Genomic DNA, 14689 nt, shown 5'->3' on the forward strand with positions numbered 1-14689 from the left:
GAAGACCAGGTTCAGGTCGTACAGGTAGCTGTTCGTCACCAGCGCGTCGGACTCGAAGCCCTCCGCCTGCGGCAGCTTCTGCGGCATGTACGCGCCGTGAAGGCGCAGCCCCAGCGACGGGGTGAACCAGAAGTTCGCCAGGCCGCCGAAGATGCTGGAGAAGCCCGGGGTCCAGCCCTCTTCCTCGTCGCCCTGCTCCGGGGTGGTGAACCAGTCGGTCGTGTACGCGCCGCCGCCGTAGATCCCCAGGTCGAACTGGCTGGCGCGCCGTCCCATCATCGTGTCCTGCGCCTGTACGTCACCCACGGTGCCCGCCGCCAGGGCCGCAGCCGCCAGCGCGGACGTTACTAATCGTTTCATCGCATCCTCTCCTAACCAGGTTACCGAACTCCTTCCGGGGCAGACGCCCGCGGGGAGCCCTTCCACACACCCTCACACTTCCACACCCGCGCGCACCGTGCGCGCGCCCCTCCACCACCCTGCACCGATCGGTATCCGCGAGAGCTCCGGCACCTCCTTCGGCTAGGGGTTCACCGTCGCGAAGCCCGCCAGCACCGCTCCCAGGACGCCCCCGTACACCATGTGGCCCAAAACGACCACCGCCGGCGTCGAGGCTCCCCACTTCAGGCCCAGCGTGCCGGGGTGCGGAATGCGTCCCTTGCGCACGCACCGGCTGGCCCTGCCCAGCAGCGGGAGCGCGGCCACCGTCAGCGCGCCGTGCACCGCCCCCACCACCACACCCGCGTCCCACCCGGAGCCCCCCAGCAGGCGGATGAGGGCGGCGTACACCGCGGCCACCACCGTCATCCCGAGCCCCAGGTACAGCACGAGCCCCACCGTTTCCGTGACCGGCAGCTTCGGCTCCTCGTTGAAGAGGCAGCCGATCTGGTTGGTCGGGCTGAACAGGGTGAGGTTGAACGTGCGGAACAGCCAGAAGACGCACGCCGCCAGGACGCTCGCCACGAATCCCGCCCAGATGGTTGCGCTCCAGCTCACCCCGTCCCCTCCCCTTTTGCGCCCCCCGTGACTCGGCCCCGGCCCCATGCAGGTTCGGTGCCCCCCGTCCCACACCGTCCACGTCGCGGGGGCCCCATGCCCCCGCCGTCCGCCCACCTACGCAGTCGCCAGCGGCGGCTCCACGGGCGGCTGCTGCCCCACGGACCGCGCGGGCGCGAGCGGGGGAAGCGTGTCGTCGGCCACCGTGCGCAGGGCGCGGTTGAACACCACGTCCGAGTAGCCCTCGGGAACGGCCATGATCTCCAGGTACAGGTCCACCGACTCGTGGAGCGGCACCTCGTCCGAGAGCGCGCGGGCGAAGATCAGGGCGTTCTCCACGTGCGTGTTGAAGAGCGAGTCTTCGGCGCGGGCGGTGGCCAGGTTGATCCGGTCGCGCAGCTTGTCGTGCACGCGCCCGCGGATGCGGCGGCGCACGCGGCCGAAGATGGCGTCGAAGCGCCCCCCCGACGCGCCCGCGGCCTCGGCGGCGCGCGCGTCCTCGCGGTCGGCCGCGTCGTCCTCCATCAGCTCCACGCTGGGGTCTTCCGCGTCGTGGAGGCCGCCCCGGTGCCCCAGCGAGGCGAGCGCGCGGCTCCCCACGTTGCGGGCCTGCTCGGGCGAAAGGCGCAGGATGCGGGCGTAGATGTCGAGCGCGGAGTCGAACTGGACGTCCGGCGACACGAGGTCGACGAGGGCGAGCACGTGGCGGACATGCGTCGCGAGCAGCCGCTCCTGGCAGACGGCCGTGGTCAGGTCGATCTGCCGCTGCAGGGCGCGCGTCGTATTGCGATTCAGGGCCACTTTGCGCTTCCTCCGGGCGTTCCATGTGTGCGGTGCATTGCCGGGTCTTCGAGCGGCGAGCGAAAGCAAGTTCCATTCCCCGCTGTGCTCAAGCCGGGGGTCGATTGGCGAAACTGCGGGGCTCACGCGGAGGCGCGGAGACGCTGAGGAACTGCAACTGCATGGCTCACACAGAGACACAGAGACACAGAGACACAGAGGAAAGGCAAAGAGGTTTCTCTCTGTGCCTCTGTGTCTCTGTGTGAGATTCATTTGGGATGACTGGAGGAAAAGAAAAGCGGGCCGGCCTCGCTGAGAGGCCGGCCCGCGGGTGCGGTCTGGAGTATAGACGGCTTACTGCTTGGGCGCGGGGGCCGTGGTGCCCGCGGGCGCCGGAGTGCCCGTCGCCGGGGTGGCCGGGGCGGGGAGGCCGGCGGCCGGGGCCGGGGTGCCGCCCGCGGGGCCCGTGGTGGACGGGGCCTGCGCGCCGGTGGCCGGTGCGGGGGTCGCCGGGCGCGCGCCGGGGAGCGTGGCGGGCGCGGAGGCGGGGGCCGCCGGGGCCGTGCCCTGCAGCTCGCGGCGCAGCACCGAGCCGCCCCGCTCCGGACGCGACGAGAGGATCGCCAGCGCGAACGCCAGGCCCACGAAGAGCCCGCCCGTCCACCACGTCATCTTGGTGAGGAGCGTGGCTGCCTGCCGCCCGCCGAAGAGCGTGTCGGAGCCGCCGGCGCCGCCGCCCATCGAAGCGAGCCCGCCGCCCTTCCCCGACTGGAGCAGCACCGTGGGGATCAAGACGAACGAATCTAGGATCAGAAGGATCAACAGGAACGTGAACACGGAGAGCTCAGGAAGGGGTGACGTGGCTGGTGGTAAACGGTGTAAGTTAGCCACGCAGGCGCGGTTGTCAACCCGCCGCGCAGATCGCCGCGAAGCCGGCGGGGTCCAGCGACGCCCCGCCCACCAGCACTCCGTCCACCTCCGGCTGGGCCAGCAGCTCCGCCGCGTTCTCAGGCTTCACGCTGCCGCCGTAGAGGATGGGGATCGCGCGCGCGCCCTCCGGCCCGCACGCCGCGGCGAGGCGCGCCCTCACCGCGCGGTGCATCGAGTCCGCGTCGGCGGGGCTGGCCGTCTCGCCGGTGCCGATGGCCCACACCGGCTCGTAGGCGACCACCAGCCGCGCCGTCTCTTCCCGGGTGAGCGTGGCGAGGACGGGCACGAGCTGTCCGTCTACCACCGCCTCGGCGCGGCCGGAGCGGCGCTCGTCCAGCGTCTCGCCCACGCAAAGGAGGGGGATGAGGCCGCCGTCGAGCACCGCGCGCACCTTGCGCACCGTCTGCGTCACCGTCTCGCCGAAGACGTGGCGGCGCTCGCTGTGGCCGATAAGCACGTACTCCGCGCCGGCCTCCGCGGCCATCGGCACCGAAAGCTCGCCGGTGAAGGCGCCGCCCTCCTCCCAGTAGACGTTCTGCACCCCCAGCCGCACGTCCGGCCGCCCCCGGAGCGCCTCACGCGCGGCGGTGAACGAGATGGCGGGGGGGAAGAAGAGCACCGTGGCGTCCTCGCGCGGGGCGTGCCGCGCGAGGAAATCGTCGAAGAAGCCGGCCGCCGCCGCGGGGCCGAGGTTCATCTTCCAGTTGCCGGCCAGCACCGGCGTGCGCGGCGCCGTCACCGTGCCCCGCGCGGCGAGAGGGCGGCCACCCCGGGAAGGACGCGCCCCTCCAGGAACTCGAGCGAAGCGCCGCCGCCGGTGGAGACGTGCGAGATGCGCGACTCCAGCCCCATCCCCGACACCGCCGCCGCCGAGTCGCCGCCGCCGACCACCGTGGTGGCGCCGCCATCGGTGGCGTCGGCCACGGCCAGCGCGACGCCGCGTGTCCCCTCGGCGAAGGCGGGGATCTCAAAGACTCCCATCGGCCCGTTCCAGAGCACCGTCTTCGCGGCGCGGATCACGCGGCCGTACGCTTCCATCGTCGCCGGGCCGACGTCGGCCACCATGCGGTCGGCCGGGATCGCCTCGCGCGAGACGGTGGCGGCGTCGGCCCCCTCCTCCAGCCGGTCCGTCACCACGCAGTCCGTCGGCAGGAGGAGCTTCTCCCCGGCCTCCGCGATCAGCTCCCGGGCGAGATCCACGCGATCCTCCTCCACCAGCGAGGTGCCGGTGCCGAGCCCCATCGCGCGGAAGAAGGTATTCGCCATCGCCCCGCCGATCACCAGGTGGTCCACCTTGGGAAGCAGCGAGCGGATGACGTCGATCTTCCCGGAGATCTTGGAGCCGCCGATGATGGCCACGAAGGGGCGCTCCGGGTGTTCCAGCACGCGCCCGAGGTACTCCAGCTCGCGGGCCATCAGGAGCCCCGCCACCGCCGGCTTGCCATGCGCCCGCATCACGTCCGCGATGCCGGCGGTGGAGGCGTGCGCGCGGTGCGCGGCCCCGAAGGCATCGTTGACGTACACGTCGCCCAGCGCCGCCAGCTCCTCGGCCAGCGCGGGGTCGTTCTTCTCCTCGCCGGCAAAGAAGCGGGTGTTCTCCAGGAGCACGGCCTCGCCGGGGAGGAGCATGGAGACGGCGCCGTGCGCCTCGCGCCCCACCGTGTCCGGCACGAACCGGACGGTGCGCCCCTCCAGCAGCTCTGCCAGCCGCTCGCCCGCGGGGCGCAGCGACATCTCCGGCACCGGCTTCCCCTTGGGCCGCCCGAAGTGCGCCAGCAGCACCACCTTGGCTCCCTGCTGCAGGAGCGCGTCGAGCGTCGGCAGGGTGGCACGGATGCGCGAGTCGTCCGTGATCTGCCCCGCGTCGTCGAGCGGCACGTTGTAATCGACGCGAACGACCACGCGGCGCCCCTGGATCTCGTCGGCGCGCAGGTCGGCGATGGTTTTCTTGTTCATGCTTCCCGTGATGAAGTGCGTGAGTGCGTCAGTGCGTGAGTGCGCTGGGTGACCGCGGCTGCCCGCGCACTTACGCACTCACGCACTCACGCACCCTTTTCACCGATGCGGACCGAGCCGAACCCTACAGCCGCTCCCCCATGAACCGCGCCAGATCCACGCAGCGGTTCGAGTAGCCCCACTCGTTGTCGTACCACGCCACCACCTTCACCAGCCCGGCCGTTACGCTGGTGGAGGGCGCATCGACGATGGAGGAGTGCGGGTTGCCGATGTAGTCCACCGACACCAGCTCCGACTCCTCGAAGCCCAGGATCCCCTTCATGGGGCCCTGCGACGCGGCGCGCAGCGCGTCGTTCACGGCCGCGGCGTCCACTTCCTGCTCCAGCTCGCAGGTGAGGTCCACCAGCGACACGTTGGGCGTGGGGACGCGGATCGCGAAGCCGTCGATCTTCCCCTTCACCTCGGGGATCACCAGCGCGGTCGCCTTGGCGGCGCCGGTGGTGGTGGGGATCATGGAGACGGCGGCGGCGCGGGCCCGGCGCAGATCCTTGTGCGGCAGGTCCAGGATGTTCTGGTCGTTGGTGTACGAGTGGATCGTCGTCATCACCCCGCGCTTGAAGCCGAACGAGTCGCGCAGCACCTTGACCACCGGCACCAGGCAGTTGGTGGTGCACGAGGCGTTGGAGACGACGTGGTGGTTGGCGGGGTCGTACTTGTCGCCGTTCACCCCCAGCACGATGGTGATGTCCTCGCCCTTGGCCGGGGCGGAGATGATCACCTTCTTGGCGCCGCCCTGGATGTGCTTCGCCGCGTCGTCGCGGTTGGTGAAGCGGCCGGTCGACTCGATCACGATGTCCACCCCCAGGTCGCCCCAGGGGAGCGCGGCGGGGTCCTTCTCGGCGAAGACGCGCAGTTCGTCGCCGTCCACCAGGAGCGAGTTCTCACGGGCCTCCACCGTGCCGGGGTAACGGCCGTGGACGGAGTCGTACTTCAGGAGGTGCGCGAGCGTTGCGGTGTCCGTCAGGTCGTTGACGGCCACGAAGTCGATGTCGGTGGCGCCGGCCTGCTTGGCGGCACGAAGGACGTTGCGGCCGATGCGGCCGAATCCGTTGATGGCGACGCGAATTGCCATGGCCTCTCTCTCGGGTACGTTGGGGCGGCGCGTCAGCTTCGCTCCAGCTCGGGAACGACGCGGGCGAAAGTGGCCACGCTCACCGCTCGGGTGCCGGCTTCCACGAGCGCCTCCACGCAGCTCAGCGCGGTGGCTCCCGTGGTCCACACGTCGTCCACCAGGATGACGTGCTCGCCGCGCAGCTCCGCCGCCCGGCTGGCCGGCACGGCGAAAGCGCGCGCTACGTTAGCCCGCCGCTCCCCCGGATGCAAGGCCGTTTGGGTGGCCGTGGCCCGCACCCGCAGGAGCAAGTCCTCGCGTGTCACGCGCCCCGTGCGCGCCGCGAATCCGCGCGCCAGCAGCGCGGCCTGGTTGTACCCGCGCTCCCGTGTGCGCGCCGCGCTGGTGGGCACGGGCACCACGATCCGCGCCTCGTCCATCGTCTCGCGCGGCCACTCCATCGCGGCCATCTTGGCCGCCATCGGCTCCGCCGCCGCCGACCAGCCGCCGTACTTGAGCGCGTGCACCAGAGCGCGCGGGACCTCGCCCATGGCGAACGGCGAGCGGATGGCGCGCACCCCCGCCGGCCACGCGTCGCAGGTGCGGCACACGGGCGACGGCTCGCGGTGCGGGTCCACGGGGCTCCAGCACCGAGCGCAGCGCGGCACGGGAAGCGGTCTGCACTTCATCCAGCAGAGCCGGCACACGATCCTCTGCGAATCCGCCGTCGGCACCGCCTCGCGGCACCCCACGCACACCGGCGCGAACACCAGATCCAGGGCTCCGGCCCATGCGTCGCGGAGAAGGGTTGGGAATGGCATGTTGATGTTGCGGGAAGGCTGAGTGGGAGCGCGGGAGAGGGCCCCCTCCCCCCCGGCCCCCTCCCCCGCCTGCGGGGGCGCAGGGCGGGTGAGGGGGAGAACACCCTCCCCGCTGCACAGATCTCGTAGGGCCGCGATTCATCGCGCCCGTGCCGCCGCCGCTCCGATGCCCGCCTGGTCACACCAATCCCGTAGGGGCAGACCTGCGTGTCTGCCCTCCCCTGCCGCACCCCGACCTCCGCCCCGCACACCGACCTCGTAGGGGCCGCCCCAGGTGGCTGCCCGTGCCCTGCCCTGCTCCAACCTCCGCGTCTGACCCCAGACCCACCCGCTGCCCCACCGCGCAAAACCGTCAGCCCGCTTCCAGCGCCGCGCGCATGGCCTCGATCGGCGGCTCGGCGCGCCACCAGCGGCGAAAGGCGGCGGCGCCCTGCTGCAGGAGCATCTCCTTGCCGTCGGCGGCGGGGATGCCGTGGGCGCGCAGGTGGTGCACCCAGGGCGTGCCGCTGGGCGAATACACGATGTCCAGCGCGGCGGCGAATCGCGCACCGCCGGTGGTCGGGAGGGGGTCGGCGGGCCGCAGGCCGAGCGAGGTGGAGTTGATCGCCAGGTCGAAGGTTCGGTCTGACAGGTCGGCGTCCAGCGGAAGGACCTCGATCTGCAGCGACTTGGAGGTGAAGCGCGCGGCGAGCTCGAGCGCGCGGTCAAGGCGGCGGTTCAGGAGCGTGACCTGCCGCGCGGAGCCCTCCAGCGCACAGAGCACCGCCCGCGCCGCACCCCCCGCACCGACCACGAGGACGGATTCGAGCGCCTCGTCCCCTGCGACGGCGCGGATGGCAGCGCGGGCGCCGGCAACGTCCGTGTTGTCGCCCCACACCTCGCCGTCTTCCAGCCAAAAGGTGTTGCACGCGCCCGTGCGTTCCACCGTTGCGGTGCGGCGGTCGACGGCGGCGGCAGCGGCCTCCTTGTGCGGCACGGTGACGTTGCCTCCGCCGCCCGCGCGCGCGATCCCACGGATCAGCCCCTCCACCTCGCAAGATGCGCAACGGAGGGCGACGTACACTCCGTCCAGCCCGGCGGCGCGCAGGGCGGCGTTCTGGAAAGCGGGCGAGAGCGAGTGCGAAACCGGGTCTCCCAGCAACGCAAAGAGCCGCGTGGACGCGCTGGGGACGAAGCTCACGGGTGGAGGATCGGCGCCAGCCGGTCGAGCGCCCCGCCGATCAGCCGCCGCAGCTCCGCGTAGGTGTTCTCGTACGCCTGCACGGGTCCGCCGAACGGGTCGCGCACACCCCGCGCGTGAGGATCGTCTCCGGCGGCGAAGGAGGAGAGGAGCGCCGCCTTATCACCCGCGCCGAAGTGGCGCACCGCGTCCAGGTGCCCTGGGCTCATCGTCAGCACCAGGTCCGCGCGCTCCAGCAGGCTGGGCGACAGCGCGCGGGTGCGGTGCACGCCCAGATCCACCCCGTGCCTCTGTGCCACCGCGACGGCATTCCCGGCGGCGCTGTCCCCATCGCGCGCGGAGATCCCCGCCGAGGCGACGCGCACGTGGCGCCACCCGCGCTCCTCCAGCTCGCGCCGGGCGATCCCCTCCGCCATCGCCGAGCGGCAGGTGTTGCCGGTGCAGACGAAGAGGATGTTGAACGTGGCGGTGGTCGGCGCATCGCCGGCCGGATCGGTCATGGTGCGACGGGGTTGAGGCGCGCGGCTCACCCGCGAAGTTGCGGCGCGGCCGGAGGCGTGACGGCGACATATTTCATCATTCACCCGCTTCAGCGTCCGGAGCAAGGGCAAGCGCCTCCGCCACTCGCAGATCGGTCGGTCGGGTGACCTTGATGTTGCGCTCCGAGCCCGCCACCACGCGGACGCCCCCCCCGTACCGCTCGAAAATAGCTGCGTCGTCGGTGGCGGCGATGCCCTTGGCGCGGGCGCTCTCGTAGGCGCGCATCAGGGCGGCGCGCGGGAAGCCCTGCGGCGTCTGCGCCCTCCAGAGACGCGCGCGATCAGGAGTGCCGCGGATGATGCCGTCCGGCCCGACTTCCTTGACCGTGTCCGTCACCTGGACCGCCGCGATCGCGCCGCCTTCGGAGCAGGCACCGAGCACGCGATCGATGATCGCGGCGGAGACGAACGGGCGCGCACCGTCGTGCACCAGCACCGCGGGCGCGTCTTCCGGTGTGGCGAGGAGCCCGTTCCACACCGAATCGCCACGCTCGGCGCCCCCCGCCACGATCACCACCGGCAGCGCGCCGAGCCAGCTCGGCGGCGCGTCCACATCCTCAGGCGGCAGCACGACCACGACGCGGCCGATGCGGGGATGGTCGACGAACGGCATCACGGCGCGCAGAAGGACGGGAGCTCCGGCGACCTCCAGGTACTGCTTGCGGACGTCGCCGCCCATGCGCCGTCCCGAGCCCGCCGCAACGATCACCGCCGCGGCGCGGGGCGCGTCAGCCGAAGATGCGCTCGACAAGGGCCTTCACGTCCTCGGTTTCCACGATGCGAATCCCCGCGGGCGTCTGCCGCGGCTTCGCGCGCGGCGAGAGATACGCGGTCTTGAAGCCCATGCGCGCCGCCTCGGCCAGCCGCCGCTCCATCTGCCCGACGGGGCGAAGCTCGCCCCCCAGCCCAAGCTCTCCGATGAACACCGCGTCCGCCGGCACGGGCCGGTCGAAGACGCTGGACGCGAGCGCGACCGCCACCGCTACGTCCCCCGCCGTCTCCGCCAGCCGCAACCCGCCGACCACGTTCAGGAAGACGTCGAGCTGCCCGAACGGGATCCCCGCGCGCTTCTCCATCACGGCCAGCAGGAGCGCCAGCCGCTTGTGGTCCAAGCCTGTGCTCACGCGCTGCGGCGCCCCGTACGACGCCTTTGCGGCCAGCGCCTGCACCTCCACCAGGAGCGGGCGCGTCCCTTCCATGGTGGCGACGACGGCGGAGCCGGAGGTGCCCTGCGTCCGTTCGCCCAGGAAGAGCTCGGACGGGTTGCCGACGGGGACGAGCCCCTCCGCCGTCATCCGGAAGACGCCGATCTCGTCCACCCCGCCGAAGCGGTTCTTCGTGGCGCGCAGCACGCGGTTGTCCAGCCCGCCCGCGCTTTCGAAGTAGAGCACCGTGTCCACGATGTGCTCCAGCGTCTTTGGCCCCGCGATCCCGCCGCCCTTGGTGACGTGGCCCACGAGGAACACCGCCGTCCCGGTCTGCTTGGCGTAGCGCTGGAGCCGCGCGGCGCACTCGCGCACCTGACCCACGTTTCCGGGCGCCCCCTCCAGCTCCGGCGTGTAGACGGTCTGGATCGAGTCCACCAGGAGCACGTCGGGCGCGGCTTCGGCGGCGCGCAGGAGAATCGTATCCAGCTCCGTTTCGGCCAGCAGCGTGACGGAACCGGCGGGCGTGTCCATGCGGTCCGCGCGCAGCTTCACCTGGTGCGCGGACTCCTCGCCGGAGACGTAGAGCGGCCTGTGCTGTCCACCCTCCAGCCGGGCCGCGACCTGCAGGAGGATGGTCGACTTGCCGATCCCCGGCTCGCCGCCGATGAGGATCACCGAGCCCGGCACGATCCCGCCGCCCAGCACGAAGTCGAACTCCGCGAGGCCGGTGGTCCAGCGGCGCCGTTCCGTTCCTTCCACGTCGCGCAGGCGCACAGGCGCGGCCCCGCTCGCGACGCGCGCCTCGCCCGCCCCCGCACCGCGCGAGCGCTTGGGCGCGGTGGGCTCCTCCACCAGGGTGTTCCACTCGCGGCAGCCGGGGCACTGCCCCTGCCACCTGGCTGTCTCCGTGCCGCAGTCGCGGCAGAAAAACGCGGTCTTCGTCCTCGCCATCGCTCCCGTGTCTCCGCTGGGGCCTCGTCTGAATAATACCCCGCTCGCCCCCGCGGGTGCGGGCTTTCCGGCCCGCCGCCACAACTTCGCCACCGGCCAAACGGTGGTGTTCGTTCCAGCTTCCTAACGGCTGGTCTCACGCGGAGGCGCGGAGACGCAGAGAGAGCTTCCCGTCACTCGCCCGGGGAGAAGCTGCTCCCGCCGTCGCGCGGGCTGAAGCTCTCGAAGCGCGTGAACTCCTTGCGGAACATCAGGTTGATCTTCCCCGTCGCGCCGTTACGCTGCTTGCCGATGATCAGCTCGGCGAGCCCTTCCAGCGAGTTCCCTTCCTTGTCCGTCGGCCCGAAGTAGTACTCGGGGCGGTACAGGAACATGATGACGTCCGCGTCCTGCTCGATTGCTCCCGAGTTGTGGCTGACGATCCCGTCCGCCAGCCAGTTGGCGGGTCCCGGGACCGTGAGGTCGAACACCTCTTCCTCGCCATCCGGCGCGACTTCGACCACGCGGTCCCAGAAGAGGTCGTTCGCGGCCTGGGTGCGCAGCGCATCGTCGTCCAGCAGCTCGGCGTACTCGGCGACCACCGCGCGCGAGGGTGCGAAGTCGAAGTGCGCCGTGCCGCCGTAGCTGGTGCCCCGCGCGGCGGCCATGGCGCGCTGCGAGATCCCCTGCTCCGCCATCGCCGCCTTCACGCGCCCGAACACCTCATGGGGCAGCGTGTCGACGTTGGTGTTCGGCTCCACGTCCGCGAGCTGCTCGGCCAGCCGCGCCGCCGGCTCCGCGCGAGGTCCAAAGCCGCCGACCACATCGAGGAAGCGGCGCTGATCGGCCGCGCCGGAAACCGCCACGGCGAAGACCGGGCGCGCGGTGGCGTGCGGCACCTCGCGAATGCGCGCCATGATCCCCAGGCGCAGAAGGAGCGCCGCCACGTCGCCCGCGAGGCCGGGGCTGCACGTGGAGAAGTACACGGACGACGATCCGCGCATCTCCGCCGGACGCGCGTAGATGGCGCCGTCCGTCGCCCACAGGTGTCGCAGGAGAATCGCGATCTGCTCGTCTCGCAGCCGGAATACGCCAGCCGGGAGCCGCTTCTGGTGCGAGCGCTGGCCAAAGATCCCCAGCTCGCGAAGCCACAGGTTGACCCCCGCCGGATGCCAGCGGTTGCCGTTCCCGCTGATGACGAGCTGGTGCCAGTTGCCGCGTCCCGCGTGGCGGTTGACCACGACTCCGAACTCCGCCTCCGCGGCTTCCGTGACCATCCGGCTGTTCTCTTCGGACGCCGTGGTGTAGCGGAGCGGCTGCCCGGACAGGTAGCTGCCGTCGCCCACCAGATGTCCAAGCAGCGCCAGCCGCGCCTCGCTCCACGTCTCCGGCTCCAGCGGCTCGGGAAGCCGCCGCGCCAGCGCGACGCGATCGCCCGGCGCGAGCTCGCCCGCGTGCACCCACCCGGCGCCGCCGAGCACGCGGTGCTGCGCCGTGCAGCGCAGGGTGCGCCCGCTGGCCAGCCGCACCCGCAGCACCGGCTTGCGCCCCACGGACCAGACGAGGTCCGCCTGCGCATGCACCAGCTCGCCCTGTTCCGAGACCGCGACCACCCGCGGCGTGGTGCCGACCAGCTCGCGGATGGGAACGCGGCGCCCGTCGCTCAGCACCACCAGCGTCTCGCCCGGCACGCACTCGCGGAGGTCGGACATCATCGGGCGCTTGTCCGGACGCGACTCCACGGCGCGGCTGAGCTGCGAAAGCGCCACCACGGGCACGTCCAGCTCCTTGGCGAGCGCCTTGAGGCCGCGGGAGATCTCGGAGACTTCTTGCTGGCGGTTCTCCGTCTTCCCCTTGCCCACCATGAGCTGTAGGTAGTCGACGATGATCATCGCCAGGTCCGGGCGGTCGGACTTGAGGCGGCGGGCTTTGGCGCGCATCTCCAGCACCGAGATGCCGGCCGTGTCGTCGATGTAGATTGGCGCGGTGTTCAGGTAGCCGGCGGCGGTGGCGAGGCGGGCGTACTCGTCGTCCATCAGCCGTCCGCGGCGCAGCCGGCTGGCATCCACGCGCGCTTCGGCGCACAGCACGCGCTGCACGAGCGACTCCTTGCTCATTTCGAGCGAGAAGAAGGCGACAGGCGCCTTCGCGGAGATGGCCGCGTGCTGGGCGATGTTGAGCGTGAACGCCGTGTTGTGCACGCAAACGTCGTTGGCGACGAAGTTGTGCGTGGCCGGGATGGTGAGGTCGTAGACCTGGCGCATCCCGAGCGGCTCAACGGAGACAACCTCGTCCCAGTACACGTCGCTGTCCGCAAGTGCGCGCAACTCGGTGTCGTCGAGCGCGTCCGCGAAGGCGCGCAGGCGACGGCGCGAGAGCGAGCGTTTGCCTGCGTGCACGTTGGTCCATCCCTCGATCCCGGCGCGGCGCGCGAGCGAGGCCCACGACTCCTCACCCTTGGCCGCTTCGATGCGCGCCCATACGCCCCGCGGGATCAGGTCCCGGTTCGTCTGGTAGCGCTTCGCTCCCACTGCGGCCACGGCGCGGCCGAGCGCCTCTTCCTTGCCGAAGATGCCGATCTCGCGCGCAAAGGTGCGGATCGACTCCGCGTCCGTGATGTCGAGCTGCCACGCCGTGCGGCGGCCGTCGCGGTACTTCACCTCGCGGCGCCGCAACTGCGCGATCACGCGGAAGCGCAGGAGCAGGTGCTGAAGCTGGCGCGCAAGGCGCTCGCTGACCGTCTCGTAGCCGAGCTGCGCCTGCCCCGAGGCGAGCACCGTCGCCCAGCCGTCCGTCGCAAAGAGGCGGTTGAGGAAGAGCGCGACTTGCGGGCGCACGAGCGTGAACACTGGCGCGGGGACGAACTTCCCGGCCGCGTTCTTCCCCATCAGGCCGAGCCCATCCAGCCACGCCGTGAGCGCGTTACGCCCGTCAAGCACCAACGCTTGCACCCCATTGGACGCGAGGAGCGACGCCACGTAAGAAGTCTTACCGATTCCCCACGAGCCATCGATGGTGGGCGTCCTCCTCGGAACCTCAGTAGCCCAACTTTCGGCGGAGGCGTAGGCGGGATCGCGGCGCACGCGCAGGGTCGTGGTCCGCGTCGCCCGCCCATCTTCCGTCGCGATGACGCCACTGAACTCGGCGACGGCGGCGGAGAACTCGTCGCGGAGGCGGGTGTCGGCGTTGGTGAAGCGCGGGTTGGTGCCGGTCAGGTTGCCGTCGCCGATCAGGTAGGCGAGGAGCTTGACCTCGCACTCGCGCATCTCTTCGCCGCCGAACACCTCCAGCCGGCGCGGCACGGCGACGTGGTCACCGATGCCGACTTCGGAGAGCGGCTTCCATCCATCGATGGTCAGGAAGGGGTGCGTGAGCGTCGTCTCGACGGTGCGGCCCAGGCGCGTGGTGACGCGGAAGACGGGCTTTTCGCCGTCGTCCACGAACGCGCTCGGCTCCGTGATGGCGAACTTCCAGCGCTCGTCCAGCGTCAGCAGCCGCGCGGAGCGTGCGCGGTAGATCTCCTCGATGGTGGTGACGCTCCCGTTTTCCAGGAGGATCTCCGCGTCGTGGGCCAGGCACTTACCCATCGAGGGACGCGCCGCCACGATGATCAGGTCGCCGGGCTGGAAGCCGGCGGTGATCTCGTCGAGGTCGTTGAAGCCGGTGGCGACGCCTGTGACTGAGGAGGAGTTGTTCTGGAGCTGCTCGATCTTTTCAAAGGTCGGCCAGAGGATCTCCTTGATCCAGACGAAGCCCTTGCGGTCGTGCGTCTGCGCGATCTGGAAGATCCGCTGCTCGGCGTCGTCCAGCAGGTCCTCGACGTCCGACTGGCCGGCGTAGGTGTCCTGGATGATCCCCGTGGCCGCCTCGATCAGCCGCCGCAGGAGCGCCTTCTCGCGGACGATCTTGGCGTGGTACTCGATGTTGGCCGCGGTCGGGACCGCGTCCACCAGCGTCGACAGGAAGGTGAGGCCGCCGGCGGAGTCCAGGTCGCCGGTGGTGCGCAGCTCTTCGGGGAGGGTGACGAAGTCGATGACGTCGCCGCGCTCGAAGATGCGGACCATCGCGCGGAAGATGCGGCGGTTCCCCTCGCGGTGGAACATGGTGTCGTCGACGACCTCGATGGCTTTCGAGAGGGCGTCGGCGTCCATCATCATCCCCCCGAGCACGGCCAGCTCGGCCTCGGGGGAGTACGGAGGGGTCCGCTCAGAGAAGATCTCGGGCGGCGGCGCGGTGAAGCGCGCGACGGGCGAAGGGATCGACATGCGTCCTGCTTGCTGCGGGTAATGCTATGGAAA

13 protein-coding genes are annotated in these 14689 nt (G+C 71.2%); all 13 read right to left on the bottom strand.

The features are described from left to right. The coding region (locus tag VF647_24825) for a hypothetical protein (GenBank protein HEX8455326.1) at positions 1-360 on the bottom strand (360 nt) is incomplete at its 3' end. A gap of 162 nt (positions 361-522) precedes the next feature. After that, positions 523-996, bottom strand: a complete 474-nt coding sequence (locus tag VF647_24830) for a hypothetical protein (GenBank protein HEX8455327.1) — start codon at positions 994-996, stop codon at positions 523-525. Positions 997-1113: 117 nt separating this feature from the next. After that, positions 1114-1797 (bottom strand): hypothetical protein, encoded by a 684-nt coding sequence (locus tag VF647_24835; protein ID HEX8455328.1) that lies wholly within the window; start codon positions 1795-1797, stop codon positions 1114-1116. Between the two features lie 333 nt (positions 1798-2130). Next, on the bottom strand, positions 2131-2613 hold the full coding sequence (gene secG / locus VF647_24840) for a preprotein translocase subunit SecG (protein HEX8455329.1): 483 nt from the start codon (positions 2611-2613) through the stop codon (positions 2131-2133). A 67-nt stretch (positions 2614-2680) separates the two neighbouring features. Then, on the bottom strand, positions 2681-3445 hold the full coding sequence (gene tpiA, locus VF647_24845) for a triose-phosphate isomerase (protein HEX8455330.1): 765 nt from the start codon (positions 3443-3445) through the stop codon (positions 2681-2683). Continuing rightward, positions 3442-4662 (bottom strand): phosphoglycerate kinase, encoded by a 1221-nt coding sequence (locus VF647_24850; GenBank protein HEX8455331.1) that lies wholly within the window; start codon positions 4660-4662, stop codon positions 3442-3444. The genes tpiA and VF647_24850 overlap by 4 nt, the downstream gene beginning before the upstream one ends. A gap of 124 nt (positions 4663-4786) precedes the next feature. Beyond that, positions 4787-5794, bottom strand: a complete 1008-nt coding sequence (gene gap / locus VF647_24855) for a type I glyceraldehyde-3-phosphate dehydrogenase (GenBank protein ID HEX8455332.1) — start codon at positions 5792-5794, stop codon at positions 4787-4789. Positions 5795-5826: 32 nt separating this feature from the next. Then, positions 5827-6594 (bottom strand): ComF family protein, encoded by a 768-nt coding sequence (locus VF647_24860; protein HEX8455333.1) that lies wholly within the window; start codon positions 6592-6594, stop codon positions 5827-5829. A 352-nt stretch (positions 6595-6946) separates the two neighbouring features. Continuing rightward, entirely contained in the window at positions 6947-7774 is an 828-nt protein-coding gene (gene aroE / locus VF647_24865) for a shikimate dehydrogenase (protein ID HEX8455334.1), read from the bottom strand. Then, positions 7771-8274 (bottom strand): low molecular weight protein arginine phosphatase, encoded by a 504-nt coding sequence (locus VF647_24870; GenBank protein ID HEX8455335.1) that lies wholly within the window; start codon positions 8272-8274, stop codon positions 7771-7773. Before VF647_24870 ends, aroE begins: the two co-directional genes overlap by 4 nt. 76 nt (positions 8275-8350) lie before the next feature. Further along, positions 8351-9064 carry a 2-C-methyl-D-erythritol 4-phosphate cytidylyltransferase gene (gene ispD / locus VF647_24875; protein HEX8455336.1) on the bottom strand — a complete coding sequence of 238 codons (714 nt, stop codon included), beginning with the start codon at positions 9062-9064 and terminating at the stop codon, positions 8351-8353. Beyond that, on the bottom strand, positions 9042-10412 hold the full coding sequence (gene radA / locus VF647_24880; GenBank protein HEX8455337.1) for a DNA repair protein RadA: 1371 nt from the start codon (positions 10410-10412) through the stop codon (positions 9042-9044). The genes ispD and radA overlap by 23 nt, the downstream gene beginning before the upstream one ends. Positions 10413-10585: 173 nt before the next feature. Further along, a complete protein-coding gene (gene dnaB, locus VF647_24885) occupies positions 10586-14656 on the bottom strand; it encodes a replicative DNA helicase (GenBank protein ID HEX8455338.1) in 4071 nt (1356 codons plus the stop codon). Between the last annotated feature and the right edge of the window lie 33 nt (positions 14657-14689).

The organism is Longimicrobium sp. (genome assembly GCA_036387335.1).
Classification (GTDB): Bacteria; Gemmatimonadota; Gemmatimonadetes; order Longimicrobiales; family Longimicrobiaceae; genus Longimicrobium.